Raw genomic sequence first — 25,720 nt, forward strand, 5'->3', positions numbered from 1 at the left:
CTAAGATGTTCACAGGATCTATCACCGCGCTAGTCACTCCGTTTGCTGATGGAAAAGTCGATGACGCTGCATTTCGCAGCCTCATCGAATGGCAGATCACAGAGGGCACGTCAGGGTTTGTCCCCTGCGGAACCACAGGTGAAAGCCCAACCCTCAGCCATGGCGAGCACAAACGCGTGGTTGAAATCGCCATCGAGACTGCGAAGGGTCGTGTTCCTGTTATTGCCGGTGCAGGCTCCAACAACACCGAGGAAGCAATCAGCTACGTGCGGCACGCGCAGGAGGTTGGCGCGGATGGTTTGTTGATCGTCGCCCCGTACTACAACAAGCCCACGCAGGAGGGCATTTATCAGCACTTCAAGGCCATCGACGCCGAAGCTTCAATCCCGATACTTATCTACAATATCCCAGGTCGGAGTGTGATCGATATCCAGGTCGAAACGCTTGCGCGTATTTTCAGCGATTGCCCGAACGTCAAGGGCGTTAAGGATGCGACAGGCAATCTCCTGCGCCCCTCACTTGAGCGGATTGCCTGCGGCAAGCAGTTCAATCTCCTGACCGGCGAAGACGGCACGGCGCTGGGTTACATGGCTCATGGCGGTCACGGCTGCATCTCGGTGACTGCAAATGTAGCTCCCCGGCTTTGCGCGTTGTTTCAACGGGCATGCCTTAATCGCGATTACACCACTGCGCTGGCTCTGCAAGACCAATTGATGCCGCTTCACCACGCACTGTTCCTCGAGGCCAGTCCAGCCGGTGCGAAATACGCTTTGAACCGGCTTGGAAAAATCAGGGGCGACCTGCGCCTTCCACTCGTCGGCGTGAGTCCACCTGTTCAAGAAGCAATCACTGATGCAATGCGTCACGCTAGAATTTTGGACTAGAGAGCTGCGATGGAAATTGAGCCTATCGAAAGCGGCCGGGCTCGCGAACGCCGATTTGTGCAGCGGAAGGTATCTGCCCCGCCAAGTCGAAGAGCTCTTCGATAAACGGGGCGCAGTTCAAGAATATGTCGCTGAGGTCGTCAACCGAATAAGGGGTCGGAAATGGCCGTTTTTACCGAGCTTTCTGACGAAGATCGTCAGTCGATCACTGCAGCCTATGGCCTCACCTCGCTTTTCTCGGTGATTGGGATCGCAGACGGCGACACCGAGACGACATACCTGTTCCGCGCCAAAGAAGGCGAATTCATCGTCACGCTTTTCGAGAACGGGGCGCAACCTTTAGATTTGGAAAGAGCTTTCGAGACCATGGAGGAGCTCTATCGAAAGGGCATTCCCTGCCCAAAGCCGTTGCGTACCGTCGAAGGCCACGCCACATGTCGGGCTGCAGGCCGATTGGTCGCCGTCGTCAGCTTCGTGCCCGGTTCCTCACCCACAATTGCAGGCCCGGCGAAATGCCAAAGCTTAGGGCATGTGATGGCTCGAATTCATACTGGCTTGGAGCGAAATGTAAAACGCACCTCAGCGGATCTTCCAACTGGGGCGGTCCATGGTGCCTTGGCCCAACAGAATGTCTTTTTTATCGGGGACCAAGTAAGCGGTGTAATTAACTTCAGGCTGCGTCACGATGGTGTACTTGTATCTGAGATTGCGGATGTACTTGTCGGCTGGACCGGGGAACCCAACGGCGAACTGAACAAGGAGAGGGCGTACGCCCTGTTGCGGGGTTACAAAGAAGTTCGGCCACTGACCGACGCGGAACAGGAGGCACTTCCAGGTTTCATAATGGCCTCGACGGCGAAGCACTTCGCAAGCCGGAAAAAAACAGCCTTCTTGCCTGAAATTGCCGTGTTAGCTTATCTGTCGGTAACGCCCGATTTCATACGCTGATCACCGGTCACAATTCATGAAATACCTTCTTGATAAAGTGGATGAACAGATACTTGTCGAATTGAAGACAAACGGTCGAACTTCGCACGCGGAGTTGTCGGCGAAGGTAAATCTTTCGCGCAACGCCGTGCGAGCCCGGATTGAGCGACTTGAGCGAGAAGGTTTTATCAAAGGATACACCATCATCACTGGTGATGGAGGGAGCAGTCAACAGGTCACGACAGCACTGATCTTCGTCTACCGGCACGATCGCATGAGGGGTGGAGAGGTTATTCAGGCACTGAGAAAAATCCCCGAAGTCGTAGCCTGCGACGTGATGACTGGTGATTTCGACCTTCTCGTCAGAGTCGAGTCTTCCGAGGCTGACCGAATAAGGCAGATTTGGCAGTCGATAGCCGAAATGCCAGGCGTGCGCGATACCCTGACCGCGTTTGCTCTCTCTTCCGTGATTCGGAAGTAACCGTGCGGATAGAGGCGGGAGCGACGGAAGAGGTGTCAGACGCTCCAATTACCTAGGTGGTTTCAGTGCACCGTCAGCCTGCCCCAGGAGAGACGTGTGATGTTTGAGCGTATGCCGGAGTAGCCAATTGGTTGTCTTCGTAGGAGGCGCGCAACATTATCTTCACACCCTTGGAAGATCGGACGATAATTTGACAGAGTTCTGCCGCCTGTTTCCGGTGCGGGCGGCGGCCAGTGCCGCGGCGCAGAGGCCGCATCTTTTCGCTGCAGCACCGGCAATTTTTTCGCGAAGGACCGGCCGCAGGGCCATGGCCTGTTACGTGACCGTCACGTAGATCTTCCGAACGGTCTCCACAGTGCGCCAGGTGCCGACGAATCCTGGTTTCATCACGAAACTGTCTCCCGCTCTGTAGGTAATCGGCTGCCCCTGATCTGGGGTGATTTCAACGACCCCCTGAAGGATGTGGCAAAACTCGAAGGTCTCACCCTTAATGGAGTGCGTGAGGCCGGGTGTGGCCTCCCAGACACCAGTGTGAATCATTTCGCCTCTCGCTACATCCTGGGTCCATGTCTTGAATGAGGGGTCGCCGGATATGAGGCGTTCCGGCGCCGGCTTGGATTCACGCGGAGCTTCCGTGCTGGTCGGTACAATGGTCTTGAGAAGGGGCATGTTTTCTCCTTGCTGTTCTGTTTGTGGCTCAATAGCCGCGGTTGCGATCGACGAGACCGATCGCGTCGAGGCCAGCTTCGGTGTGTAGGGGGGCAGCGTTTTGCGTGAGGACGGCGATCGCATCGACTTCGACGAGATAGCCGTAGTGAAGTTCGGGCACCGGAACGACCGTTCGGGCCGGGCGGGCGTCCCCCATCCGCGCTGCATAAACCTGGTTGAAGCGGGGCCAATGGGTTACACCGACGATATAGGCAGTTACCCTGACGATATCGGCCGGGGTTCCGCCGGCAGCCACTAAAACCGCGAGCATGTTGTCGATGGCCTGCTCCGCCTGCGTTTCAAAACTGTCGTCTGCAAGCGGCTGCCCATCCGGGCGGACCGGGAGCTGCCCGGAAATATAAAGCTGCCCACCCGCCAGCTTCGCCTGCGAATAGTGACCCGCAGGTCTGGGTGCACGGTCGGTATCTACTGTTGTGGATTTCGACATCACCAACCTCCAAAACGCGGCCAACAGGCCTCGACGACATGCGAGCGACGGCGGACCACATGATAGACTGCATGCTGTGCAGCGGTCGCGCAGGCATGGTTCGGCAGGATCCGCACTCGGTCCCCAACTGCCAGATCGGGGAGGCGCGCGTCCGTCCCCGGCCGCACAGCGATAATGCCGTGCTCCTGGTTCGCGTCGGTAACGATGATGTCCCGATAGGCAGTGCCGTCGATGTCACAGACAAGACCATACCCTTGATCGACGGCCTGCTTGCCGGTACCCCGGTCCCGCGACAACGACATCCATCCACCATCGGTGATGATCCAGCCCTTCTCGCGCTGGTGGCCGATAACCGTCGCAAGAACGCTCAGCGCGACATCATCGACTTCGCAAATCCCGATGCCAGCCATCACCAGATCGAAGAATATGAACACGCCGGCGCGGACTTCGGTCACGCCGGCAAGATCCTTCGCGTGATGGGCCGTCGGCGTCGAGCCGACGCTGACGAGGGGGCATGGCAGGCCAGCCTCGCGAAGAATCCGTGCTGCCTCCACCACGGCCAGCCGCTCCGCCTCCGCATAGCGCTGCTGCGCCTCAACCCCGCCACCTTTGTAGCTATCGCCGGCATGGGTCAAAACGCCACGCAGATCGGCGCCTGCCGTCAGCAATTGCCCGATCTCCAGGAGCTGGGCGCGATTGGCGGGCATAACGCCCGAGCGGTGGCCATCGCAATCGATCTCGATCATCGCCGGGATGCGCATTCCGGCATCCCGAGATGCCTCGGCGACCGCCGTTGCCTGCTCGACGGTATCCAGAATGACCACGAGATCGACGCCTTCGGCGCGCAATTCGGCGACACGCGCCAGCTTTGCCGGCGCAATGCCGACCGCATAAATCATGTCGCGCACGCCTGCGGCCGCGAACTGCTCGGCTTCCTTCAGCGTGGAGACGGTAGCCGGCCCCTCGGGCGTGTTCATGATCCGCCGGGCCACCTCGATCGACTTCGTGGTCTTCAGGTGCGGCCGCAGCGACACGCCCATGCCGTCCAGCCGGCTCCTGAGCCGCGTGAAATTCCTGTCCATCCGGTCCACGTCCAAGACCAGGCAGGGCGTTTCCAGCGCCTCGAGGCTGGTAACGGTGGTCAGGCGGCTGGGCGCCTCGATCGTCGCTAGACTCATTATTCGGTCTCCCATCTCAGTTTGAGCTTGTCGCGAAACCATAAAGATGGCAATTAATGCTATCTGAATGTTTGCTTCAGGTCTGGATTAATGCTCACATCCGACGATCTTGCCTTCTTTTCGGTCGTCACGGGATCGAAATCGCTGGCCGAAAGCGCGAGAAAGCTTAACGTTACGCCTCCGGCGGTGACCCAGCGCTTGCGCGCGCTCGAGGAGAAAGTGGGGGCCCGGCTGATCGACCGCTCCGGGCGACGACTACTCCTGACCGAGGAGGGCTCGTTGGTCGCGTCACACAGCGTGATCGTCAGCGAAGCCATTGATGCGCTGGCTGAGGCGATAGCTGACCGGAGGGGTGCCGTTCGCGGGCATCTCAGGGTCGCGGCACCACATGGATTCGGACGGCTCTACGTCGCACCGGTCGTGGAGGCCTTTGCTCGAGAACACCGGGGCGCGACGGCGACCCTGCAGCTGTCGGACCACCCGATTGCTCTGCTCGTCGAGAGCTATGACGTTGTCGTGCACATCGGTGGTCCGGGACATTTGGACCAGGTCGTGACGACATTGGCACCCAATCACAGGATTCTCTGTGCAAGTCCGAATTACCTTGCCTCGGCACCGTCGATTACAGCGCCCGCGGATCTTGCTCAACATCGCTGTCTGGCGGTTCGGGAGAACGATGAGGACGTGACATTGTGGCGCTTCAAAGGACCACGGACTGAAACTGCGACTGTGCGGGTCAATCCCGTTATGTCGAGCAACGATGGTGCCGTTATACGGGATTGGGCGCTGGCCAGCCAAGGGATCATGATCCGATCCGAATGGAACGTGGCAGAAGATCTCGCCGAGGGACGATTGAGGCAGGTGCTCCCCAACTGGAAGCTTCCGTCGGCCGATGTCGTCGCCATGCTCGGCTCGCGGCACGGGCGCAGCGCGCGAACGGCAGCGTTCCTGACGATGCTTCGTCAGTCGCTGAAGCCGCAACCCTGGCGGGTGAACCGCTCCGTGTTGCCGCGTCAGTAGCCGAGGATGGACTTTGTCTCGAGATATTCCTCAAGTCCGTGAACGCCATACTCACGGCCGTTGCCGGAGCGCTTGTAGCCACCGAACGCGGCAGCCCCGTTCCAAGCTGGATAGTTGATATGAACCTGGCCGGCACGGATCCTCGCGGCAACCCGTCGAGCCCGCTCCGGATCCGAAGATTGCACATGCGCGCCCAATCCATAAACAGTGTCATTGGCAATCCCAATCGCCTCGTCCTCGTCCATATACGGCATGATCGAAAGCACGGGCCCGAAGATCTCCTCGCGAGCGATGCGCATGTCGGACGTGACCTTGGAAAAGATCGTCGGCTGCGTGAAAAAGCCCCGGTCGAGGCCCGCCGGACGCCCTAGCCCGCCGCACAGCAGCTTGGCGCCGTCGTCGATTCCCGCCTGGATCATAGCCTGCACCCGCTCAAACTGGGCACGATTTGCGATGGGTCCCATGCCGGTTGCCGGATCGAGCGGCGCGCCGACGATGATGGTACGTGCCGTTTCGCTGGCCAATTCCTCCACTTCGGCGAGCCGATGCGCTGGTACCAGCATGCGCGTTGGGGCGCTGCATGACTGGCCGACATTTCGCATGCCGGCGAGGACCCCCTTTGATACCGCCTCGCTGAAATTTGCGTCATCGAGCAAAATGTTGGGCGACTTGCCGCCGAGTTCCTGGACTACCCGCTTCACCGTCGGTGCAGCCGCCTGCGCGACGAGTACCCCTGCACGGGTCGACCCGGTGATGGAGATCATGTCAACCTCCGGATGACTCGCGAGCGCTGCGCCGACGCTCTCACCAGTGCCGTTCACCAGATTGAATACCCCTGGCGGTGTACCGGCGTCGTGCATCAACTGGGCAAAAAGGAGGGCGCTGTAAGGCGACAGCTCACTTGGCTTGAGGACGATCGAGCATCCAGCGGCGATCGCTGGGGCTACCTTCGCGGTGATCTGGTAGAGTGGCCAGTTCCAGGGCGTGATCAGCGCGCAAACTCCGATCGCTTCCTTGGCGGTGGCGGTGTGCCCATCGATCGTCACGAAGCGGTATTTCTCGAGCACCTCCATCTGGACACGAATGTGTTCGGCAGCGAAGGGAACCTGGGAGGCTCGCGCGAAACTGATTGCGGCCCCCATTTCCATAACGAGCGCTTCCGCGAATATCTCCGCTCTGTCCTTCAGGAGCGAATGCATCCTGCCGAGCAGACCAAGCCGTTCGGAAACCGACGATTGAGAGAAGCCGGGGAAGGCTTTGCGCGCCGCTGCAACGGCCAAGTCGACGTGATGAGCGCTTCCCGCAGCGATATGCCCAACAACCAGCTCCGAGGAGGGATCGACGACAGGCAGGCGGGCAACACCCGCAAATTCCTGCCATTCTCCGCCAATGAAAAACTGGCTTTCTCTTTCGGTCACCATGGTTCACCTCGCATCACGACTATGCGGCCAGTCCGAGCCACCGGTGGAAGATGCCTGAAAGGGCGCCACGATGGCAATTCATGTCGTCTGAATCGTTGCTTAAGAGGGGCGTTAACAAAGGGATCACTCACCTCCTGTGACAGAAGATCTGCTGACCGCGTGATTTCGGCTGGAAACATCGCCGCATCGCCCTCGGCTACCGCTGAGCTAAGCTGAATTGCTCCTGAGACTGGACTGGCGAACCCTTGCGAAGCCGAGGGCAAGCATGCGTGGTTTATGTTGTAGCAGGTCCAGGATGCGTGAACTCAATCCTATTGATATGGAAGGTTTTGATTGTTTCGGTCTCATTCAGCAGCTGATGCGCCGGAGCGGGGCCAAAACGTCATTTTCTTCCGTATCACACCGATATCCAACATTAACTATCCCGACATCCGCAGTCATCTGAAGCTGCGTGCCGACTATCCACCCACAGGGTCTCGTTGTTCGGCGGGTTTCGGATGCAGCGCCTCCTGCGCATACGACACAATGTGAGTGACAAGCATGTCTACCTTGAAAGCGCCCTTCTTCAGCGATGATGCCGTTGCCAGCCCCTATTGGTGGGACGAGGCCCGCCCGGACGGAGCCAATGCCGATGATATCCCCGCCTCCACCGAGGTCGCAATCATCGGCGGCGGCTTCACCGGCCTCAACGCTGCGCTTGTTCTTGCACGGGCTGGCAAGCAGGTCACTGTCTATGACGCTGACGCACCGGGCTGGGGTGCATCTTCGCGCAACGGCGGGTTTCTAGGACCCGGCTGGGCCTTCTTCGATACGGCGATGACCTCTTTTGGCGTAGATATGGCTCGACGCGTCGTCGAGGAGAGCTTTCAATCGCTGCAATACGTCAAAGATGTTGTCGCAAGGGAACAAATCGACTGCGACCTCAAAGTGGTCGGATATTTCAAGGGAGCAATGACCCCGCGTATCTACGACAGGCTGGGCGCCAACATAGATAGCATTCGCAAGGTGCTCCCATGCGATGCCTATATGGTTCCGCGGGTGGACCAGCATAAGGAAGTCGGTTCCGAACTTTATCACGGCGGCGTCGCGATGCCCGGTTATGCTGGGCTTCATCCAGCAAAATACGTCAAAGGCCTCGCAAGGGCTGCCCAGCGCCTGGGCGTGCGCGTGTTCAGCAACGCGCGAGTAAGCGAACTTCAGCAAAAGGCTGGTGCTTTCAGTTTCGAAGTTCAGGGTCGAGATGTCACGGCTGGCCAGGTTCTGATCGCGACGAACGGGTACAGCGGCGCGCTGTTGCCCTATCTGAAGCGGCGCATCATCCCCGTGGGCAGCGGCTTGGTTGCAACGGAACCGCTGCCACCAGAGCTCATGAGAAAATTGATGCCGAAGCAGCAGATGCTTGCCGGCAGCCAGAGAGTTGTAACCTATTATCGCCCTTCACCTGATGGAACTCGGATCATCTTGGGTGGACGGGTCCTCAACATGAGCGGCACACTAGAAAGCAACACCAGGAACGCAACCTATCTTCGCAGCCTGCTGGTCAACATCTTTCCGGAATTAAATGCGCGCAAAATCAGCCACTACTGGCACGGCCAGTTGGGGTTCACCTTCGATCATTTCCCACACATCGACACCATCGATGGCATGTATTTCGCCGGCGGCTACAACGGTACAGGCGTCGCGCGCTCCAGCTGGCTTGGCGGTAAAATGGCCAACAAAATGCTCGGCAATGATCAGGGCAAGACCGTTTATAGCGAACTCAGCTTTGAGACCCGCCCTTACTACAACGGGAAACCATGGTTTCTTCCCTTGGCCGTTTGGTACTATGGGATGTTGGACAAATGGGACCAGCGGTGACCGCATCCGCTGAACGCCGGTCTGGTCTTGATACTGCGCGGCACCGGGCATCGTTTTAGCAACCCGAACGAAACCGTTGTTGGCCGCGCATGTCTCGCTAGATCTTCACCTAGCCCGTCTTGCCAGCAACGGCAAACATGGGTGCTTGTTCAGAGAAGCTTGCGCGCATGGGACCAAGATTGCCTGGAACACCTCAGACGAACGCTGCGTCGAACTGCCCGATGGCTTTACCGCCACAAACGGCACAGAGCTGATGGTAGTATCGGCTCAAAGACCACCTCCCGACGAAGTCTGCTCGGCAGCAAAGCGTTGAGGCTGCGCAGCTAGCAAAACGACTGGTTTGCCACCGCATACATTCGAGCGGGGGAAACGGGCTCCGGTGCACTTCCCCGCACCATGGACACGGCCTCACCAACAAGCTGCAAGCCAGAACTCTGGAGCCAATCGCTCAACCCCTCCTGGGCATAAACGTCGATTCGAACAAATTGGCCGGCTAGGTTGCCAAGATGGGCAACGATCAGGCGCTTTGCGTCGGCAGCACAGTTGGCCGCAACGGGTCCGATCACATAACCACGACCGAATTTTCGCGCGATGGCATATCCGACCAATTGTCCATCCTGGATGATAACGAGCGTATCGCCGACATCGGTAAGCGCGCTCACCAGTTCCTGTCGAGGCATGCCGATTGCTAGCTGATCAAAAGTCTGGATGGCCGCTAAGTCTTGGTCATTGGCGGGGCGAATGTCCGCGTGAAGCTCGGTGTCTGGTGCAGCGGTCAACATGCCCTGATGCCGCAGGACCTTGCCCCAAGGCAGGAAGCCGCGGCGCTGATAGAGCGGCAGCCCCTCTTCGGTCGCGTTGAGCAGGACGTTTCGATCCTTGGTCGCTTCCAGTAAAGCGTTGAAAAGCCGGGAGCCTTGACCGCCACCTTGAACCTTCGTGGTTACGATGATCATTCCGGCGGTGGCATAGTTGGCGCCATAGCACCACCACAGCGCTGTTCCGACAACCTCGCCGCCACGTTCCAACACGAAACCCTCCCCCCGACTGGCAGCGAATTCCCAATCTTCCAGGCGGTAGGGCCAAGAAAACTCCTGAGAAAGATTCAGCGCACCCTTTAGATGCCGAGGTTCAAGTTTGGAAAGGGTGATATAGTTGCTATCTTTCATTTAATGGCTTCCGCTAATTGGGATTTTGCCGTTGGCTCTGTTGTTCGAAAGGGCGAAATGCCTTGTGATTGTCATCGCAAAAGCCCAAGTTTCCATGCTTTTTAGGCGCTCAATTCAGTGACTTCATGCGGTTTTAAGTTGCTGCTCGACATTTCCTGTGTCGCATTGCTGCCTGAACGCTACTAAGGACACGTCGTTCGGCTAAGGAGACCGTCAAGGAGCTGCATGGCGGCCTCGGCTTACGTTGCAGATCCGCAACCCGTTTCGTCAGCACGCAATGTGCGACCTCACCGGCTGCTTCCGGTGGTTGCGCGACGTTCGAACACGGGAGAAGCCCCGCTACTGGGAGGTGACGCAGCAACGGCTATTGGCAAGGCTCACCCGGCACTGAATCCACGTTGGCGGCGTCCCAGGACATCGCGGGTGAGCCTGACCCCGCCGGCCTCAGGCTCGCCAAAAGTGATCTCTGCAGGCTCAATCGTGAAACAATGTCTTGAGGGGTAGATGATGCTTGATGAAAGGCGATTTCATCACAATGAAGCTGAAATATTTGTCTATACCGATTTCTGCTGTAAGCAGGCGCTCCATCAGCTCCTGATAGTCGCTGATGCTGGCGGTGACAAATTTTATCAGGTAGTCGTAACCACCAGAAACCACATGGCACTCGATTGCTTCTTCGACCTTCTCGATCGCCTGTTGAAATCGGGAAAAGTCGTTGTGGCGGTGATTGCTCAACGTGATTTCGGTGAAGATGGTGACCGACGGGCCAAGCTTCGCCAGATCTATATGAGCCGAATAGCCGGTAATGTACCCCAACTGCTGTAGCTTTTTGACGCGCATAAGGCACGGACTGGCCGATAGATGCACGAGGTCCGCAAGCTCGACATTTGTCAGCCTGCCATTGCGTTGCAACTCATGCAGGATCCGGATGTCGATACGGTCAAGCTTCACGTCCGTTCCCTTGCTGTTTTCTCTCGGCTTCGTTTTCCGATGCCGAATAGTCACCCGCTGTCGCCGAAACCTCTGCGTCACCTATGCCCAGGTTCACCGATTCATATACCTTAAGTTCGAGTAGCCGCCCAACATGTTCGAGTTGCATCGGGTACCATTGTCATAGAATATCCGCTCGCTCTCACCGAGTTGGGGTGCAAGCTTTGATTCTGGCCCTCGAGGGTTGGTTTTCATACCGATCGCTCTATGGCCTCGCCCAACGAAAGTACATCCGGAACTCATGCGCCGGCGGGCTTCAGAACGAGATTTTCGTCAGATGCGGATTTTCGATGTTCCGACGACATGGCGCACATCCCGCACATGCATGCATGAGCTGTCAGTTGTTCCTTCACGCTGATAGCGGCTGAGGCGAAAAAGTTCCAGCGCTCTTGCTGCAGCAGCGAACGGAAACTTGAGGGACGAACGAATTCGGCGCCGGTTCAAGCCAAGCGGTTCGAGCATGGTATCGTCACCGTCAAAATTGGCATTGCCCTGAACATGCCTCGCAGTTTTTTTACATCACGACGCCGCCACATAGTTGCTGCTCGAAAAGCGGGCTTAGTCATAGTGCACCCGGCTAACAATGTGATCTTGATCGACAGGCTAGCCGTGACGGGGAAGGCTTCTGTGCGGAATGGCGTTGACATTCGGCAAAAGATATCGAACAGCATCCTCGGATGCGGTTGATCCTGCTGGCTTGCGAGCGCCACTATGTGGACGGTGACAATCGTTCTGGCTTTTTTGACGGGACCGGCTCTTGTTCCCTCGCAAGTTCGCCCGATCTGTCAAACACAAAGGAGTCGAAGTGGCAAAATCGGTTCGCGTGAAGTCCTTTGATTTGGTCGCGCAGGACATCGCCGAAGTTGACGTGCAATTGCTGCATGGGCTCTCGATTGGCGTCGGTTGGCCTCACAGGCCTGCGGATTGGGAATTCCTGCGACGCGTAGGACAAGGCATCGTCGCCGTGGATGGGATCGGACGGGTTTTCGGCAGTGCGATGTGGTTTCCTCAGGGCGAGGATTTCGCCACCGTCGGAGTGGTCATTACGACCCCCCGCGCCCAGGCTCATGGCGCCGGTCGGTGGCTGATGGAGCAGGTGCTGGATCGTTGCCAAGACCGAAACCTCAGCCTGAACTCGACGAGAGCCGCTTACCCCATGTATGTCTCGCTTGGATTCGAAACCGAGGCAACGGTCTTCCTGCACCGTGGCATCGTTTGCGCGCTACCAATGCTGCCAATCTTAGATGGAACGTTGAGTGAACTCCCGGCCGCCCGTATCAACGAAGTAACTTCCTGCGACACCGAGGCGTTCGGAACCGAGCGCGCGCGACTCCTGGCGCAGCTGTCAAAGGGGGCGGTGACTTGTGTACTTCGACGCGGTGGCGTGGTCGTTGGGTATGCCATGCGTCACAAATTTGGACCTGGTCATGTAGTTGGTCCAATTGTCGCTCGAAACGATGAGGATGCGATCCACCTCGCCGCGTGGCATCTGAATTTGCTGAAGGATCAGCACACGCGAATCGACACGCGAGAGGAAGGGCCTTTCGCGAATTTCGTAGAGCAGTGCGGCCTCGCTGTTTCCGAAACGACGATAACAATGTCTAAGGGCAGGAGGTTTCTGAACCGGTCGGAGAATGGCCCATGGGTTTACGGATTGGCCGGTCACGCACTGAGTTAGTCGAAGGCCAGCTGCCATTCACACCCCTGCGTGCCACTTGTCTCACCACCACCTACTTATTTGGGCGCCATGGCGGACACATTCCTTATTCGGAGGCCAACGAAACGATGCTTTGTTCGATCAGAGCTCGTTGAACGCCATCCATAATTTGCCAGCACACGGCCCGGCGAGGTCGAACCGCTGTTTGGAACCCGGGGCTTTGGTGGCTCGCGCCGGGGGTCGAGCGGGCCAGAAAGCCGCGCGTGGATGGGTGCGCGTTGTTTTATTCTCGCCGGAGATAGTTTCACTAGTGCAGGTCATTTGACGACTCTCAGAAGCTCTGAGTTGACGGGTCCCTCCGAGAGGCCTGTGGGTTCTCCGCATCGAGCCGCGCGGACAGCATCCACGCCCCGCGCCGGGCAGTCTCCATCGAACCCATCGATCAGCGATGCGCACTGCATCGCGGCCACCAGCCCGTAGGCGCCACAGCGCTCTCTGACTATAGCCCGGATTTGACATACTGCCGCAACTAGAATCCCGCAGTCGCCGTCTCGGCGCGGTCGAAGGAAGGGCAACTGCTCTCGGTTACGAAGCATAGCCTGCTACCTTGCTGAGGGCGCGCTCGAACGATTCAAGGAAAAGGTCGGCATGTTCTGCCTGGCAAACGAGCGGTGGGCGCACCTTCAGTGAATCCTCGTTGGCTCCCGTCGTGCTAACCAAAACGCCGTCGTCCCGCATTGCGTTGACCAAATCTAAAGCCATGGTGCGCCTGGCTGTTGCCGGTGCGCTCTCATGTCCAATGTCGATGCCGAAGAAAAGGCCAGCGTTTCGGATTGCGCGGATCGTGGAGGTCTGCTGCTCGATCTTCTCCAGTCCAGCCCGGAGATGCTGGCTCATGGAAAGTGCTCTTCTGGGGATCTGGTCACGCTGGAGGATGCTGAGCACGGCGTCCGCCGTCGCAATCCCAATGGTATTTCCTGCGAAGGTGTTTGAGTAGCGGGAGGTGGTACCGAATTGCTCCATTGGCGCCTTGCGACCAACGACAGCACCGATTGGAAATCCATTGCCCATGGGCTTGCCGAGAGTGACGAAATCCGGGACAATCCCGTGCCTCTCAAAACCCCACATATGCTCGCCAGTTCGGCCAAAGCCGGGCTGGACTTCATCGGCGATGACGAGACCACCTGCGTCCCGCACCGCGGCAACGCCGCTGGCAATGAAGCCAGCTGGATCTACCCAGACGCCATCGCTGGAAAAGATGCTATCGAGGAGCAGCGCTGCAACACCAATGCCCCGACGGTTCAGATCCGCGATGGCCGAGCGGATTTGTGCTTCGAAAAAATCGGCAGCTTGGCCGTCCGGGACGCCTGCTGGCCCGGGTATCGACACCATGCGCACGAACGGGCTGAGCTTGACAGCGTCGCCCAAGTTCGGGGAGACCGCGGCGGTCGCAGCGCTGGTGCCGTGATACGCATGGGTGGACACGATCACCCCTTCGTTGCCGCTCGCAAACCGCGCAATACGCAGGGCCAGATCGTTGGATTCGCTTCCCGTACACGTGAAAACCACCCGGTCCAGCCCGCTTGGGAAAGTATCGACCAATCGCTCGGCATAGTCGATGAGCTTTGGCTCAAGATAGCGCGTGTTGGCGCTTATCCGGCCCGCCTGCTCAGCCATTGCGGCGTTTACTTCTGGGTGACAGTGGCCGAGAGATGGCACATTGTTGTAGAAATCGAGGTAGCCTCGGCCGTCTGGGTCGTAGAGCCACATGCCTTCACCTCGAACGAAATGCACAGGCCGACGGTACTGGAGCCGGTAAGAGGCCCCAAGAACTGCATCACGGCGCGCAATCAACTCCGACTCGCGTCTGGGAAGATCCGCTTCGCCGGGCCTGTAACGATTTGGCATGAGATCTGTGGACATGTGCTTCTCCCTGTTGCGAGGTAGCTTGATCAATTTCCGGGCGTCCGTCGGGCGAGCCAAGAGGACGTTACGGCCGCGACAACGACACCGCAGCGAGGACTGCCGACTCGCCCGCTGCAACGCCGAGAGGTTTCAGGATGGCAAGGCCCCGCTCGGCACGCGCAACATTTTTCTTGATGTACTGGGCGTCGGCTGGAAAAAGATGGGATCGCCAATAATTGACCAGAAGCAGTGCGCTTTGCCGCGCCCGCATCAGTCCAACGAGCAGTTTTGCTTCCAGCGCCGAAAGTGGAGTGACGGAGGCATAGCCGGCAATAAGATGCTCGGCTCCGCCCAAAGGAAGGGTCGGATCCCTTACGACGTGGCTTGCGCCGATCGCCAGATCCTGGATCCTGGGGCTCCAGCAGCCGTCACCAAAATCAATGAATCCCATTTCCTGACCGGTCACCATCATATTGAATGGGCTGGGATCATTGTGGACTACCTGCCACGCCACATTCGAGATTTGTGGCTCGACGAACTCCACATAATCCGCCATCGCTATGCGCACGCAATCAGCGGTGAGCCCGGGTGGGAGGTATTGCTCCAGTTCGATCAAATGCGGCCAGCAGCCGAGCTGCCAAAGTATGGGACGGTGGGCCGCGGCCACACTGACCGGTTCAAGCGCTAAGTCCAGGCGAGCCAGAGCGTAGCCGGTTCGAAAGAGCAGGTCGGGAGTTGGCGTCGCCTGGTGCAACGGAATGCCATCAATCCGGGTCTGCAAATATCCGCATACTCCGTCCTGGTCAAACATCAATCCGCCATTGCTCGTGCGGAGCACCTCGGGTGCAATAAAGCCCGATGCCCCTTGTAGTTCGGATAAGGCCGCTGTTTGAAAATCAAAGCTGTCGACCGCCTCCGGTCTCATCGACGTCTTCAGGATCAGCCGGCGGCCGTCCGCCAAGTTCACCGCAACTGTGCGCTCGACCTCCGATGACAATGGCACAATCGATCCTGTCAATCCGTAGTGGCGCTCCAACAGTGCCCCCGATATGTCAGGCTCGCAGCTCGGCGGCACGGCCAACATGGCCGCGGCAGCGCGAAAATAGGCTTCAGTTGAGGCTACCGAGCAAGGTAAATGGTCGTCTTTCGCTGGCATGGAGCCATTGAATTGACCTGTTCCATCGGCGAGGAGATCACGAGAAGCACCCAATTTGAAAAATCCTCGTCCGTTGGGGAGGGTTGTTCTGACGCTGCGAGATCAAACGCTCCAGCGAGAACCCGCGAAGTTGCCTGTCTTGCAGCGTTCGGAAAGCTCCGCCGGCTACTCCCGGAATGGGCGCGTGCTTTGCAAGAGGCCACGCCCATTGCCGACCTTCAAAGCCCGAAAACGCCTGGCAGATGCTTCACATCAGGGATCTCGGTGTATTCGTAGAAGGGATTGGCTGGTTCATGGCCTCTGTTAACCCAGACCTTGCTCTTGATCCCCAAATCATAGGCAGACATCAGGTCGTGGCGGAAAGATGAGGAAACATGCGTGATGTCCTGCGGACCACAACCCAGCATATCGAACAAATATTCGAACGCCCTCAGGTGCGGCTTGTAGGCACCCGCCTGCTCGGCGGTGTACACAGCATGAAATGGCGCGCCAAGCTTTGCCACGTTGGACGGAATTTGGGCGACCATGGAGTTCGAAAGGATAACCAGCGGAATTTCTTTGGCCAGTTTCGCCAATCCCTCGGGCACGTCCTGATGTGGGCCCCAGGTCGGGATGCGGCTATAGATCGTCTGCGCGTCTTCGTCAGCGAATGGGACGTTGTTGCGGCGACATGTGCGCTCCAAGGCGTTGTGAACGACATCGGCATAAGGCTTCCAGTCCTGCAGCACCTCATCCACGCGGTAGGCTTGGAAATTTTTGATGAATTCAGCCATGCGCGGACCATCCAAAAGATGACCGAACAGATCCTTGGCGGCTTCTGCCATTTGGAAGTTGATCAGCGTGCCGTGACAATCGAAAGTCACGTATTTCGGTCGGAAGACATCCATGTGCTTGATTCCTGTCGCTTGTCTAACGGACCGACGATAGGCGCATGCCTGAGGTAGAATGTGCCGAAGTGCACAGGGATTCGGTAGAGGCGTCCTCCATTGTGTGAGAACCAGCACAACCTTCCGCTCCCCTGAATCACGCAAGCCTACACGCCCGATGGGCACAGCGAGCCGAAACGCGCCGATTTCTTCCGCACATTAAGCTTGTTCGCATCGCCCGGATCGAGAGGAAAGTGAACGAAGTATGCGAACTACCCTCAATCAGAGCGACGCTCTCCGCTCGGGCAATGGCCCCGAAGGCTATCTGCCAGAGGAAGGCATCGTAAACGACCTGATCGTGACGCTCGCAAACAAGCTCGCCCCCATTGCGTGGCAGTCTTACGAAAGGGATGTCATTCGAGCGAACATACGGCGCCGCTCTGGCCTGAGACGGTCTGCTGAACCTATAAGCAGTCCATGATGTTTGCGAGAAGGAAAACGGCCTAACAGTTGACCGGCGTCCGGAAAGCCCAGCAGTGGAAATGGGTCATGGAAGCCGTGTTGATTATTGAGGCTCCGGATGTGCGGAATTCACCGTGGCCACGGCATTACCGTGAGACCGCACACGTTGAAGCAGACTGCGCAGGAACTGAAAAAGCTCCTGCAAACACGGCGGGCCATCCCATGCTAAACAGTTCTGAGTTCAATCAGTCGTGACTGGCCGCGATCAAAGCATGGGCAGCATCGCGGAGCAAGCTGGTTGCCTCCCCGGGTTCAAAGACCTGCATGCTGACAAAGGCGCCGTTGATCAGGACCGCAAGCTGACCGGCAAGCCGGTCGGGTGCGGCAACCGCGAGCGCCTCGGCTATGGTCTTCAGGCGTCGCCGCAGCTCGCGCATGTGGGCCTTCGCGACCTTGCGAGCAGGATGATCCGCTTCTGGAAACTCGGCCGCCGTATTGATTTGTGGGCAACCCCGGTAGTGGTCCCGTCCGACCCGCTCGCCGATCCATTCGAGATGGGCGTCGAGTTCGGCTGCGGCATCGTCCGGATGCTGTTGCCTCACCTGCTCCCAGGTGCACCAGAAATCCAGGTCCTCGCGCTTGAGAAAAGCGGCGATCAAGTCGTCCTTCGTACCGAAATGGCGGTAGAGGCTGGTTTTGGCGACGCCGGATTTTTCCACCACCAGGTCGACGCCGACAGCGCGCACGCCACGCCGGTAAAAGAGCTCCGATGCTGCCTCAAGAATTCTGTCCCGGACCTCTTTCGTACCGGATGCGGGAGGGTTCGCTGTGTTCTTTGCCATGTCTCGATCTCCAATATCCCCCTTGTAGCAGAAAGCTACTTGACGCGCTACAGACCTGTATGTTTCCGTAGCAACGGACCGGTCTGTAGCGAAGGAGAGAGCGATGACCATTGATCAAGCTGATATCATCAGGACACGACAGCCCGTAGCGGTCATAGGTGCGAGTGGCCATACTGGCCGATTTGTCGTCGCCGAATTGTTGCGGCGCGGATCCAAGCCGATCGCCATCGGCCGGAGCGGAGCGCGGCTGGCGGAGGCTGGCTTTTCCGAGCTGGGTATCGAACGCCGTGAAGCTGCAGTGGAAGACGACGCGGCGCTGGACCGAGCCCTTGCCGGGGCGGCGGCGGTCATCAACTGCGCCGGACCGTTCATGGATACGGCCGATGCTGCGGTACGTGCCGCGTTGCGAGCAGGCATCCACTATCTGGACGTGACGGCCGAGCAGCCCAGCGTGCAAACGACGTTCGAGCGCCACGAGATTGCGGCCCGCGATGCAGGAGTCGTCGTCATACCCGCAATGGGCTTTTACGGCGGCCTGGCCGATCTGCTCGTCGCAACCGTTATGGACGAATGGGATCACGCCGACGCCATCGAAATCCACGTTGCGCTCGACAGCTGGCTCCCCACAAGGGGGACCCGCGTGACCGGAGAAAAGAACACTGCGAAGCGCCTTGCCATCAGCGGCGGCCAGATGGAGCCAGTCCATCAACCACCTATGGAAAAGGTATCCGTCCTACCGGCCCCGTTCGGCCGGCAGACCTTCGTCGAGCTTCCCTTTTCGGAAGTACCACTCATCGCCCGTCACGTCCGGACGAAGGAGCTGCACACCTTTCTCAGCACGACCGCGCTTCGGGATCTACGCGATCCGGCCACGCCTGCACCGAAGCCTGTCGATGAAACCGGACGTTCGGCGCAGCGCTTCGCCGTCAAGGTCGTCGTCACGCAAGGAGCCCTTCACCGCCAGATCGTCGCACAGGGCCAGGACATCTACGCCGTCACGGCGCCGATCATATGTGAAGCGGTCCAGCGCATCCTGTTGGGCAACATCCTCAATATCGGCGCGAACCCGCCGGCCGTGATTTTCGATGCCGCCAGCTTCCTGCGCGCGCTGGACCCGCATCTGTCGATCGAGACATTGGAAATGTCGGCTGTGACAAGGGGCCCGCTTTATGAGGGATAAGATCGCTCTATTTTTCTAGTCACTCGTCAAGGAAAAAGTCCCCGAGATTGGTTGGCGTTGGTAGTTCGCCGCACTCCAATCGTGATCGCCGCAGTGCGATTGGATATTTTTCCGAGATCGCTCTCGCGATGACCTTGGAAAAAGCGTCGTCAACAGTTCACGACGCCTGGCGACGACGGTGTCGAAAACGGGACCGGAGGAGATGTCTATCCTTTTGAGACCCCAGTTGAGACTTCTTATGCAGCAGGCGGTGCGGGATGGATGAAGGGCCAGGGGCTTGCTTCGGATCCCTTCTCGATCGGCACTTCAATGAGAACGGGAGCGTTGAGCTCCAGAGCCTCGCTGACAGCCGATTTCAGTTCACCTGGGGACGATACGCGATATGTTTTCACGCCAAAACTCTCGCCGAGTTTTACGAAATCAGGATTGGTGAGGTCTGAGCCAATGTATCGGCCGGAATAGGCTTGCTTCTGATCGCGCAATACGTTTCCGTAGGCATTGTTGTTGAACACGATTGCGACGACCGCGATATTATGCTGCACGGCTGTGGCCAACTCCTGCACACCGAACATGAAACCACCATCGCCCGACACTGAAACGACTGCCTTATCCGGATTGCCGACCTTGACTCCAAGCGCGGTATTGAAGCCGAATCCGAGGTTGTCCTGATAGCCACAAGTCACATACTGTCGGGGGCCGTAGACGGGGAAGGCAAACCGGGCGGTGAAGCCCATCTGACTGACTTCTTCGACAAAGAAACCATCGCGCGGCAGTGCCTCCCGGATCGCATTCAAATAATCGACCTGAGGCTGAACGGCTGAGAACCGTTCTTTCGCGTTGCGATTCAGGGCCGCGAACTCATCAGTTCGCGCCGCTCTGTCCGATGGTCCCACGGCTTTGGTCAAAGCTGCGGTGCCCGCCTTTGCGTCCGCGACAATTCCAACGTCCGGCTTCAACCGGACCATTTCCGTTGGATCGATATCGATCCGGATAACCTTGAGTCCCTTGGGAAGCCACTTCCACCGCATGAATTCGAGTTCAAGACGGCTACCGATACCGATGAGCACATCGGTATCTTTCCAGTAATCGAACGCAGCGACAAAATTCAGATAGTTGGGATGCTCGTCGCTTACGATGCCCTTTCCCGATCGATGGGACGTCACCGGCGCTTTAAGCGCTTTGGCCAATTCAGCAACTTCCGCACCCGCATCAACAGCGCCTCCGCCTACCATGATCAGAGGGTTTTTGGCGTTTGCCAGGATAGCAGCCGCAGCCTGAATACTGTCAGGATTGACTTGGGGGTCCGCGGCGCGTCTGGTTTCAGGAAGATCGAGCTCCGGGCCTGTCATTCCAAAGACATCCCAAGGCGCCTCGACCGCTCCGGGTCCCTGACGTCCGGAGAGCATTTTTCCGATCACCTCGGCCATGACCGTTCCGGTCTGGGACTGATGATCAATCCGCTCTGCGACCTTCGTGATCCCACGCATGGTCGCCAGCTGGTCGGGCAGCTCGTGGAGCTGGCCACGGCCCTGGCCGATCAAGTGCGACATGATATTGCCCGTCAAACACAGGACCGGGGAATTCGCTCCATAGGCAGTGCATAGGGCGGCGCCGGAATTGAGAACACCTGGGCCGGGCACAACCGTATAGGCGCCGATGCGTCCAGTGGACTTCGCGTAACCGTATGCCATGTAGCCCGCACCCTGCTCGTGGCGGGTATGGATAAAACGGATCTCGTTGCGCTTTTCATAGAGAGCATCGTTGAAGTCGTACATATGGGCGCCGGGGATGCCGAAGACAGTGTCCACACCGTTTTCGAGGAGTGAACGAGCGATGGCCTGCCCTGTGGTCTCTTTGTTTTTCATGATGATGTCCAAACCTGTTTTTTTAGGAATGCTCAGGCCGCCGAGCGGGCGCTCAGCGTGCCTTCCGCCGACAGAGCCTTGACGATCGCGCACGCATCAGAAGGCTGCATCCCCGCCAAATTCATGCGACCGGAATCGGCCATGTAGATCCCGTGTTTGTGGCGCAATGCGACTGCCGTGTCTTTCGACATCGCCAAGTTCGAGAAGAGCCCTCGCTGGTTTGCGACAAAGCTCAGTTCCGGATGGGCAGCTGCAAGGGCGGCGCGGTTACCATTGACCCGAGCACACATTTCAACCAGCTCCTGCTTCCAGATTTGGGTAAGCTCCATGCTCTCCAGAATCACGCGTACGATGGCAGCGCCGTGGTCCGGGGGCATCGACCAGTTGACACGTGCCAACGACGCCATGTTGCCATCGGCGATTTTGAGCTGCTCCGCATTGCGGCTCACAAGGTAAAGGGTACCAACACGCTCGCGATAAAGACCAAAATTCTTGTCACACGAGTAGGCAACAAGCGCTTCGTCTACTGCCTCGAGGATAAGGCGGGTTGGCTCCGCGTCCGCTTCGAGGCCATCGCCCAGGCCTTGGTAGGCAAGATCGATAAAGGGAAGGAGCTTGCGCTCTACGAGCGTTGCTGCGATCTGCTTCCACTGGTCGATATCAAAATCAATGCCAGTTGGGTTGTGGCAGCAGCCGTGTAGCAGGATCACATCACCAGCCTCGACCGCGTTGAGAGTCTCCAGAACACGATCGAAGTCAATTTGCTGCTTGGCAAGGTCGACGAAACGATAGTCTTTGACGGTCAAGCGCGCCGACTGGAAAATTGGAGCATGATTGGGCCAGCTGGGTGTACCAAGCCAGACCTTCGCACCGGGTCTGGCTGAGGCGATGAGTTCAGCGCCCAGTCGCAGAGCGCCGCTTCCACCTGGCGTCTGAATGCCTACAACCTTGCCGGCATCATGATTTGCGCCGAAAATAATCGGTTTCAGGAGATTGACGAAATTCAGGTCCCCTTCCGGCCCGAGATAGCGCTTGCTGTCCTGGGTCTCGAGCAGCTGCCTTTCAGCGAGCTTGACGGCCCGCATGACCGGTGTCCGCCCTTGTTCGTCTCTGTAGACGCCGACGCCGAGGTCGAGTTTGTAGCCTCTGGGATCGGCCTGAAACGCTTTGATGAGCGCAAGTAGGCTGTCGGCTGGTTGCGCAGTGAGTTTCTCAAACATGTTGTCTACCTCCTAAGAACGTGGCGTAAGCCTACAGGCGCTTTAGTGAGGTATGTTTGCAATTTTCAGCATATGGAGATATTATCTTACATGAAAATCACCAACTTTCCGCAAATTATGCAGATATTTTGACATGATCTCAAAGTTACATACCCTAGATCAATTCGATATCCGTCTTCTCGCGGCTATTCAAAGCAATGCTGAGCTGACACAGACTGAACTGTCGCAAGTCGTCAATCTGTCAGCAGCTCAATGCTCGCGGCGGCTTGACCGGCTGAGAAGCGAGGGTCTGATCCAGAACGTTGTAGCGATTTTGAACCCGGAAAAACTCGGTTTTTCCGTTGTTGCGCACACGCTGGTTAGCCTTCGGTCCCACACAGAGGAAGGGAATGCTCAACTGCACCGCTTCATCGAAACGGCGCCAGAGATCCTGGAATGCTACTCCCAGACGGGCGATGCGGATTTCCTGATGAAGATTGTGGCCAGCGATCTTGACCACCTCAGCATCTTCTTGGAGCGTATGATCAAGGTCACGGGTGGACTGGCGTCGGTCACCTCCAGCATCGTGCTACGGACCCTTAAGAAGAGTACCGAACTCCCGTTGCAGATTATTCAGACCTAGCGGGATCAACTACAACGCCAAAAGCAGGCTATCGGCTACCTTCGATATCGCTACCCGATCTGCGATTGCGATGACGAAACCGGACGCCATAACCATTCCGGCGATTGAAGCTGCCGGAAGAAGATAGCGCCTTCTCCGCCAAAGCGACGCCTCAAGCGCGAATTTGGTGAATGCAATTGTCATAGGAATCATCCCGACGACTGCTGGAGCGATCGTTACGCAAAAAAGCATACGGACGATAAGCCAGTATGAGGGAGCATATTGTAAGGATAGTTGATGCGACGAGCAGCAGAAGAAAACACAGCAATCCGTCTTGCTTGAGGGCGACACGGTCCGCCCTGGATTTTTCAAGATACGACATCAGTACCCGCTCCCTGAGCTCGCAGAATCCTGGCTGGAAGCGGTACGACCGAATTCCTCAATCAGCCGCGTCGTGGCGTTCGCAAATAAAGTGACATCATTGCCAATGGCAACGAATGTTGCACCGAGATCGACGTAGCGCCTGGCAAGCGACAGATCGGCGGTCAAGATTCCTGCAGCTTTTCCATGGGACTGGATGCGCAGGAGGGCCTTCTCAACTTCTTCTTGGACTTCCGGGGCTCCCGGCTTACCAAGATAGCCCATGTCAGCTGCGAGATCAGCCGGGCCGATGAACACGCCGTCGACGCCGTCGATCGATGCGATTTCATCTAGCGCGGCCAAACCTGCGCGGCTTTCGATCTGAAGCAAGAGACAGATTTCGTCGTTTGCCGTCTGGAGGTAGTCCGGAATCCGGTTGAAGCGTGAGGCACGAGCCAGCGCTGCACCAACGCCCCGGACCCCGCGCGGGGGATAAGACACGGCCTTTACCAAATTCTCGGCGACCTCTTTGCTGTCAACCATCGGGATCAGGAGTGTTTGCGCGCCGATGTCGAGCAGCTGTTTTATGATGTATGTCTCGCCGATTGGCGGCCTGATAACCGCGTGACTGGCTGAACCTTTCATCGCCTGTAACTGGGCGACCAGGAGCGGGATGTCGTTTGGCGCATGTTCGGCATCGAGAAGGAGCCAGTCGAAGCCGGCGTCCGCTGATATTTCGACCGTGTAAGGATTTGCCAGAGCTTGCCAAAATCCGGTTTGAAGCCGCTTTTCCTGAAGCGCCCTTTTGAAGGTGTTGGTTGGAGCTGGCATGGTTTTCCCCTATTCGAAATACAGGCTTACAGTTCCGTAGGGCCCGAAATCGCCTACGATCGTGTCTCCATGACGTGCCTCAATCGGTCGAATGAACGACCCGGCAAGAACGACCTGCCCTGCTTCTATTCCGTCTCCATATTGCGACAGCCGATTGGCAAGCCACGCAACACCACGAGCAGGTTGATTGAGGACGCCCGCGCCAAGCCCAGTCTCTTCGACCTCCGCGTTGCGAGACACTATGGCACCCATCCAACGCATATCCAGTTGATCCGGGCGCACAGCGCGGCCGCCCGTTACGATGCCGGCGTTCGCAGCATTGTCAGAGATCGTATCGAGGACGTTACGGTTTTTTTTCGTCTGGGGATCCACCCGAAGAATCCGCGTGTCGAGAATTTCGAGGGCTGGAGTGACATAATCGGTGGCATTGAGCACATCGACGACGGTCACGTTCGGCCCCTTTAGGGGCGCTTTCATGATGAAGGCGATTTCAGCTTCGATCCTCGGCTGAATGAACCGGTCTTTTGGAACGACCGAACTGTCCTCAAAGACCATGTCGTCCAGCAAGACCCCTGAGTCTGGAATGTTGATGTTGAGGGCATATTGCATCGCCTTGGATGTGAGACCAATTTTCCAGCCCACCACCTGACGTCCGTCGGAAACTTTCTTTTTCACCCACGCAGACTGGATCGCATAGGCATCATCCATCACCATGTCCGGATGCTGAAGTGACAAAAGCCCGGTCTGAACGCGAGTCCGTTCGGCTTCGTCCAGCGCGGCAACAGCTGTTTCTATGTCTGCGGTGGACAGCATCTCAGATCCTCTCGTCGGCAATGGTGTTGCGCAACAGACCGATACCGTCGGCCTCGACCTCAACGATATCGCCCGGCTTCAGCCAGATCGGCGGATCGAAGCGTGCTCCCGCGCCAGTAGGTGTTCCGCAGACGATCACGTCGCCTGGAACGAGTGTCGTGAAGGTTGAGACGTAATTGATGATCTTCCGGAATGAGAAAATCATTCGACTGGTTCGATCATTCTGACGGACCTCACCATTGACCCGCGTCTCCAGCTTGATGTCCGCCAGCTGACTTTCGTCAGTATACGGAACAATCCATGGCCCAATCGAGCCAGAGGCATCGAAGTTCTTGCCTTGGGTAACGTTGAACTTGGCGTGCCGGACCCAATCCCGCAGCGTCCCTTCGTTGCAGAGCGACAGAGCCGCTATATGTGAGAGAGCGTCGCTTTCTGGAATGCGTCGACCTTCTTTGCCAATAACGATAACTATTTCCCCCTCATAATCGAGTTGAGGGCTCTCCGGTGGCCGGATCAGCGGCTGATCGTGACCCGTGAAGGATCGCGGGAAGCGGATAAACAGCGACGGATTGGTGGGCGCTGTCTGCCCATCTTTGTATTCCTCGTTACGGTCCGGAAAATTGACGCCGACGCAGATGATCTTTTCCGGCGACGGGATTGGAATGTCCAATGTAACCGCAGCCAGGGGATAGTCGACGGGGGCCGATTGACCTTTCTCGGCCAGCATGTCCAAAGCACCTGCGGCGATAACTTCGCGCAGGGTCGGAAAACGCGGGCGGAACCTGACGGACAGGTCCACCACGCCATCTTCGCGGATTAGTCCGTAACCCTGACGACCGGAATTGGAAAAAGATGCAAAACGGGGATGCATACGGACTT

General features: G+C 57.7%; 24 protein-coding genes. 8 read left to right on the top strand and 16 right to left on the bottom strand.

Translation table 11 applies throughout. The annotated features are described in order from the left end of the window. Positions 1-5 precede the first annotated feature (5 nt). From dapA to C5J22_RS18155, 3 genes are all read left to right on the top strand, one after another. A complete protein-coding gene (gene dapA, locus C5J22_RS18145) occupies positions 6-884 on the top strand; it encodes a 4-hydroxy-tetrahydrodipicolinate synthase (RefSeq protein WP_105439340.1) in 879 nt (292 codons plus the stop codon). Between the two features lie 162 nt (positions 885-1,046). Further along, complete coding sequence (locus C5J22_RS18150; RefSeq protein WP_105439341.1) at positions 1,047-1,832, top strand: phosphotransferase; 786 nt, start codon at positions 1,047-1,049, stop codon at positions 1,830-1,832. A 16-nt stretch (positions 1,833-1,848) separates the two neighbouring features. Continuing rightward, positions 1,849-2,292 carry an Lrp/AsnC family transcriptional regulator gene (locus C5J22_RS18155; protein ID WP_105404679.1) on the top strand — a complete coding sequence of 148 codons (444 nt, stop codon included), beginning with the start codon at positions 1,849-1,851 and terminating at the stop codon, positions 2,290-2,292. A gap of 315 nt (positions 2,293-2,607) precedes the next feature. Here C5J22_RS18155 and C5J22_RS18160 read toward each other — a convergent pair whose 3' ends face one another. The 3 genes from C5J22_RS18160 to C5J22_RS18170 are packed head-to-tail and all read right to left on the bottom strand — an operon-like array spanning position 2,608 to position 4,626. Next, positions 2,608-2,961, bottom strand: a complete 354-nt coding sequence (locus C5J22_RS18160; RefSeq protein ID WP_105439342.1) for a cupin domain-containing protein — start codon at positions 2,959-2,961, stop codon at positions 2,608-2,610. A 28-nt stretch (positions 2,962-2,989) separates the two neighbouring features. Next, positions 2,990-3,448: a RidA family protein gene (locus C5J22_RS18165; RefSeq protein WP_105404677.1), complete on the bottom strand. Its 459-nt coding sequence runs from the start codon at positions 3,446-3,448 to the stop codon at positions 2,990-2,992. Next, entirely contained in the window at positions 3,448-4,626 is a 1,179-nt protein-coding gene (locus C5J22_RS18170) for a DSD1 family PLP-dependent enzyme (protein ID WP_105439343.1), read from the bottom strand. The genes C5J22_RS18165 and C5J22_RS18170 overlap by 1 nt, the downstream gene beginning before the upstream one ends. A gap of 90 nt (positions 4,627-4,716) precedes the next feature. On the opposite strand from C5J22_RS18170, the gene C5J22_RS18175 reads away from it, so the two are divergent. Further along, positions 4,717-5,646, top strand: a complete 930-nt coding sequence (locus tag C5J22_RS18175) for a LysR family transcriptional regulator (protein ID WP_105439344.1) — start codon at positions 4,717-4,719, stop codon at positions 5,644-5,646. Here C5J22_RS18175 and C5J22_RS18180 read toward each other — a convergent pair. Next, the gene (locus tag C5J22_RS18180; RefSeq protein WP_105439345.1) at positions 5,640-7,067 is read right to left on the bottom strand and encodes an aldehyde dehydrogenase family protein; all 1,428 of its coding nucleotides are present in this window, start codon (positions 7,065-7,067) and stop codon (positions 5,640-5,642) included. The genes C5J22_RS18175 and C5J22_RS18180 overlap by 7 nt on opposite strands. 540 nt (positions 7,068-7,607) lie before the next feature. Between C5J22_RS18180 and C5J22_RS18185 the strand changes: the two genes are divergently transcribed. Beyond that, entirely contained in the window at positions 7,608-8,924 is a 1,317-nt protein-coding gene (locus C5J22_RS18185; RefSeq protein WP_105439346.1) for an FAD-binding oxidoreductase, read from the top strand. Between the two features lie 323 nt (positions 8,925-9,247). Here the strand turns inward: C5J22_RS18185 and C5J22_RS18190 are convergent, their stop codons facing one another. The 3 genes from C5J22_RS18190 to C5J22_RS31270 form a co-directional block, all read right to left on the bottom strand. After that, positions 9,248-10,093 carry a GNAT family N-acetyltransferase gene (locus C5J22_RS18190; protein WP_105439347.1) on the bottom strand — a complete coding sequence of 282 codons (846 nt, stop codon included), beginning with the start codon at positions 10,091-10,093 and terminating at the stop codon, positions 9,248-9,250. 474 nt (positions 10,094-10,567) lie between these two features. Next, positions 10,568-11,044, bottom strand: a complete 477-nt coding sequence (locus C5J22_RS18195; RefSeq protein WP_105404671.1) for an Lrp/AsnC family transcriptional regulator — start codon at positions 11,042-11,044, stop codon at positions 10,568-10,570. A gap of 312 nt (positions 11,045-11,356) precedes the next feature. Then, positions 11,357-11,545 carry a hypothetical protein gene (locus tag C5J22_RS31270; RefSeq protein ID WP_172746686.1) on the bottom strand — a complete coding sequence of 63 codons (189 nt, stop codon included), beginning with the start codon at positions 11,543-11,545 and terminating at the stop codon, positions 11,357-11,359. A 343-nt stretch (positions 11,546-11,888) separates the two neighbouring features. Here C5J22_RS31270 and C5J22_RS18200 point away from each other — a divergent pair, with 343 nt between their 5' ends. Next, positions 11,889-12,761 carry a GNAT family N-acetyltransferase gene (locus C5J22_RS18200; RefSeq protein ID WP_105439348.1) on the top strand — a complete coding sequence of 291 codons (873 nt, stop codon included), beginning with the start codon at positions 11,889-11,891 and terminating at the stop codon, positions 12,759-12,761. A 564-nt stretch (positions 12,762-13,325) separates the two neighbouring features. On the opposite strand, the gene C5J22_RS18205 is transcribed toward C5J22_RS18200, so the two are convergent. The 4 genes from C5J22_RS18205 to C5J22_RS18220 all read right to left on the bottom strand — a co-directional run bounded on the left by C5J22_RS18205 (position 13,326) and on the right by C5J22_RS18220 (position 17,971). Further along, on the bottom strand, positions 13,326-14,663 hold the full coding sequence (locus tag C5J22_RS18205) for an aspartate aminotransferase family protein (protein WP_105439349.1): 1,338 nt from the start codon (positions 14,661-14,663) through the stop codon (positions 13,326-13,328). Between the two features lie 67 nt (positions 14,664-14,730). Continuing rightward, a complete protein-coding gene (locus tag C5J22_RS18210; RefSeq protein ID WP_245440455.1) occupies positions 14,731-15,855 on the bottom strand; it encodes a phosphotransferase enzyme family protein in 1,125 nt (374 codons plus the stop codon). Between the two features lie 164 nt (positions 15,856-16,019). Next, positions 16,020-16,688, bottom strand: coding sequence for a haloacid dehalogenase type II (locus C5J22_RS18215; RefSeq protein ID WP_105404668.1), 669 nt, complete (start codon positions 16,686-16,688; stop codon positions 16,020-16,022). Positions 16,689-17,374: 686 nt separating this feature from the next. Further along, positions 17,375-17,971 (bottom strand): TetR/AcrR family transcriptional regulator, encoded by a 597-nt coding sequence (locus tag C5J22_RS18220; RefSeq protein ID WP_105404667.1) that lies wholly within the window; start codon positions 17,969-17,971, stop codon positions 17,375-17,377. 103 nt (positions 17,972-18,074) lie between these two features. Here C5J22_RS18220 and C5J22_RS18225 point away from each other — a divergent pair, with 103 nt between their 5' ends. Then, a complete protein-coding gene (locus tag C5J22_RS18225; protein WP_105439351.1) occupies positions 18,075-19,151 on the top strand; it encodes a trans-acting enoyl reductase family protein in 1,077 nt (358 codons plus the stop codon). Between the two features lie 236 nt (positions 19,152-19,387). Here the strand turns inward: C5J22_RS18225 and C5J22_RS18230 are convergent, their stop codons facing one another. Next, a complete protein-coding gene (locus tag C5J22_RS18230) occupies positions 19,388-21,016 on the bottom strand; it encodes a thiamine pyrophosphate-dependent enzyme (protein ID WP_105404701.1) in 1,629 nt (542 codons plus the stop codon). 32 nt (positions 21,017-21,048) lie between these two features. Beyond that, on the bottom strand, positions 21,049-22,236 hold the full coding sequence (locus C5J22_RS18235) for an amino acid aminotransferase (RefSeq protein ID WP_105439352.1): 1,188 nt from the start codon (positions 22,234-22,236) through the stop codon (positions 21,049-21,051). Positions 22,237-22,369: 133 nt separating this feature from the next. On the opposite strand from C5J22_RS18235, the gene C5J22_RS18240 reads away from it, so the two are divergent. Next, the gene (locus C5J22_RS18240) at positions 22,370-22,858 is read left to right on the top strand and encodes an Lrp/AsnC family transcriptional regulator (RefSeq protein ID WP_105426890.1); all 489 of its coding nucleotides are present in this window, start codon (positions 22,370-22,372) and stop codon (positions 22,856-22,858) included. Between the two features lie 360 nt (positions 22,859-23,218). On the opposite strand, the gene hpaI is transcribed toward C5J22_RS18240, so the two are convergent. The 3 genes from hpaI to C5J22_RS18255 are packed head-to-tail and all read right to left on the bottom strand — an operon-like array spanning position 23,219 to position 25,712. Next, the gene (gene hpaI / locus C5J22_RS18245; protein ID WP_105426889.1) at positions 23,219-24,028 is read right to left on the bottom strand and encodes a 4-hydroxy-2-oxoheptanedioate aldolase; all 810 of its coding nucleotides are present in this window, start codon (positions 24,026-24,028) and stop codon (positions 23,219-23,221) included. 9 nt (positions 24,029-24,037) lie between these two features. Beyond that, on the bottom strand, positions 24,038-24,841 hold the full coding sequence (gene hpaH / locus C5J22_RS18250) for a 2-oxo-hept-4-ene-1,7-dioate hydratase (protein ID WP_105404662.1): 804 nt from the start codon (positions 24,839-24,841) through the stop codon (positions 24,038-24,040). Between the two features lies 1 nt (position 24,842). After that, positions 24,843-25,712: a fumarylacetoacetate hydrolase family protein gene (locus C5J22_RS18255; RefSeq protein WP_105426888.1), complete on the bottom strand. Its 870-nt coding sequence runs from the start codon at positions 25,710-25,712 to the stop codon at positions 24,843-24,845. Between the last annotated feature and the right edge of the window lie 8 nt (positions 25,713-25,720).

It is taken from the genome of Neorhizobium sp. T25_13 (assembly GCF_002968675.1).
GTDB lineage: Bacteria > Pseudomonadota > Alphaproteobacteria > Rhizobiales > Rhizobiaceae > Neorhizobium > Neorhizobium tomejilense.

Coding starts and splice junctions, on each gene's coding strand:
- C5J22_RS18240 (WP_105426890.1), top strand. CDS start 22,370: ATGATCTCAAAGTTACATACCCTAGATCAATTCGATATCCGTCTTCTC.
- dapA (WP_105439340.1), top strand. CDS start 6: ATGTTCACAGGATCTATCACCGCGCTAGTCACTCCGTTTGCTGATGGA.
- C5J22_RS18180 (WP_105439345.1), bottom strand. CDS start 7,067: ATGGTGACCGAAAGAGAAAGCCAGTTTTTCATTGGCGGAGAATGGCAG.
- C5J22_RS18215 (WP_105404668.1), bottom strand. CDS start 16,688: ATGGATGTCTTCCGACCGAAATACGTGACTTTCGATTGTCACGGCACG.
- C5J22_RS18230 (WP_105404701.1), bottom strand. CDS start 21,016: ATGAAAAACAAAGAGACCACAGGGCAGGCCATCGCTCGTTCACTCCTC.
- C5J22_RS18160 (WP_105439342.1), bottom strand. CDS start 2,961: ATGCCCCTTCTCAAGACCATTGTACCGACCAGCACGGAAGCTCCGCGT.
- C5J22_RS18205 (WP_105439349.1), bottom strand. CDS start 14,663: ATGTCCACAGATCTCATGCCAAATCGTTACAGGCCCGGCGAAGCGGAT.
- C5J22_RS18170 (WP_105439343.1), bottom strand. CDS start 4,626: ATGAGTCTAGCGACGATCGAGGCGCCCAGCCGCCTGACCACCGTTACC.
- C5J22_RS31270 (WP_172746686.1), bottom strand. CDS start 11,545: ATGCTCGAACCGCTTGGCTTGAACCGGCGCCGAATTCGTTCGTCCCTC.
- C5J22_RS18185 (WP_105439346.1), top strand. CDS start 7,608: ATGTCTACCTTGAAAGCGCCCTTCTTCAGCGATGATGCCGTTGCCAGC.
- C5J22_RS18255 (WP_105426888.1), bottom strand. CDS start 25,712: ATGCATCCCCGTTTTGCATCTTTTTCCAATTCCGGTCGTCAGGGTTAC.
- C5J22_RS18190 (WP_105439347.1), bottom strand. CDS start 10,093: ATGAAAGATAGCAACTATATCACCCTTTCCAAACTTGAACCTCGGCAT.
- C5J22_RS18165 (WP_105404677.1), bottom strand. CDS start 3,448: ATGTCGAAATCCACAACAGTAGATACCGACCGTGCACCCAGACCTGCG.
- C5J22_RS18220 (WP_105404667.1), bottom strand. CDS start 17,971: ATGGCAAAGAACACAGCGAACCCTCCCGCATCCGGTACGAAAGAGGTC.
- C5J22_RS18175 (WP_105439344.1), top strand. CDS start 4,717: ATGCTCACATCCGACGATCTTGCCTTCTTTTCGGTCGTCACGGGATCG.
- C5J22_RS18150 (WP_105439341.1), top strand. CDS start 1,047: ATGGCCGTTTTTACCGAGCTTTCTGACGAAGATCGTCAGTCGATCACT.
- C5J22_RS18235 (WP_105439352.1), bottom strand. CDS start 22,236: ATGTTTGAGAAACTCACTGCGCAACCAGCCGACAGCCTACTTGCGCTC.
- C5J22_RS18225 (WP_105439351.1), top strand. CDS start 18,075: ATGACCATTGATCAAGCTGATATCATCAGGACACGACAGCCCGTAGCG.
- hpaI (WP_105426889.1), bottom strand. CDS start 24,028: ATGCCAGCTCCAACCAACACCTTCAAAAGGGCGCTTCAGGAAAAGCGG.
- C5J22_RS18155 (WP_105404679.1), top strand. CDS start 1,849: ATGAAATACCTTCTTGATAAAGTGGATGAACAGATACTTGTCGAATTG.
- hpaH (WP_105404662.1), bottom strand. CDS start 24,841: ATGCTGTCCACCGCAGACATAGAAACAGCTGTTGCCGCGCTGGACGAA.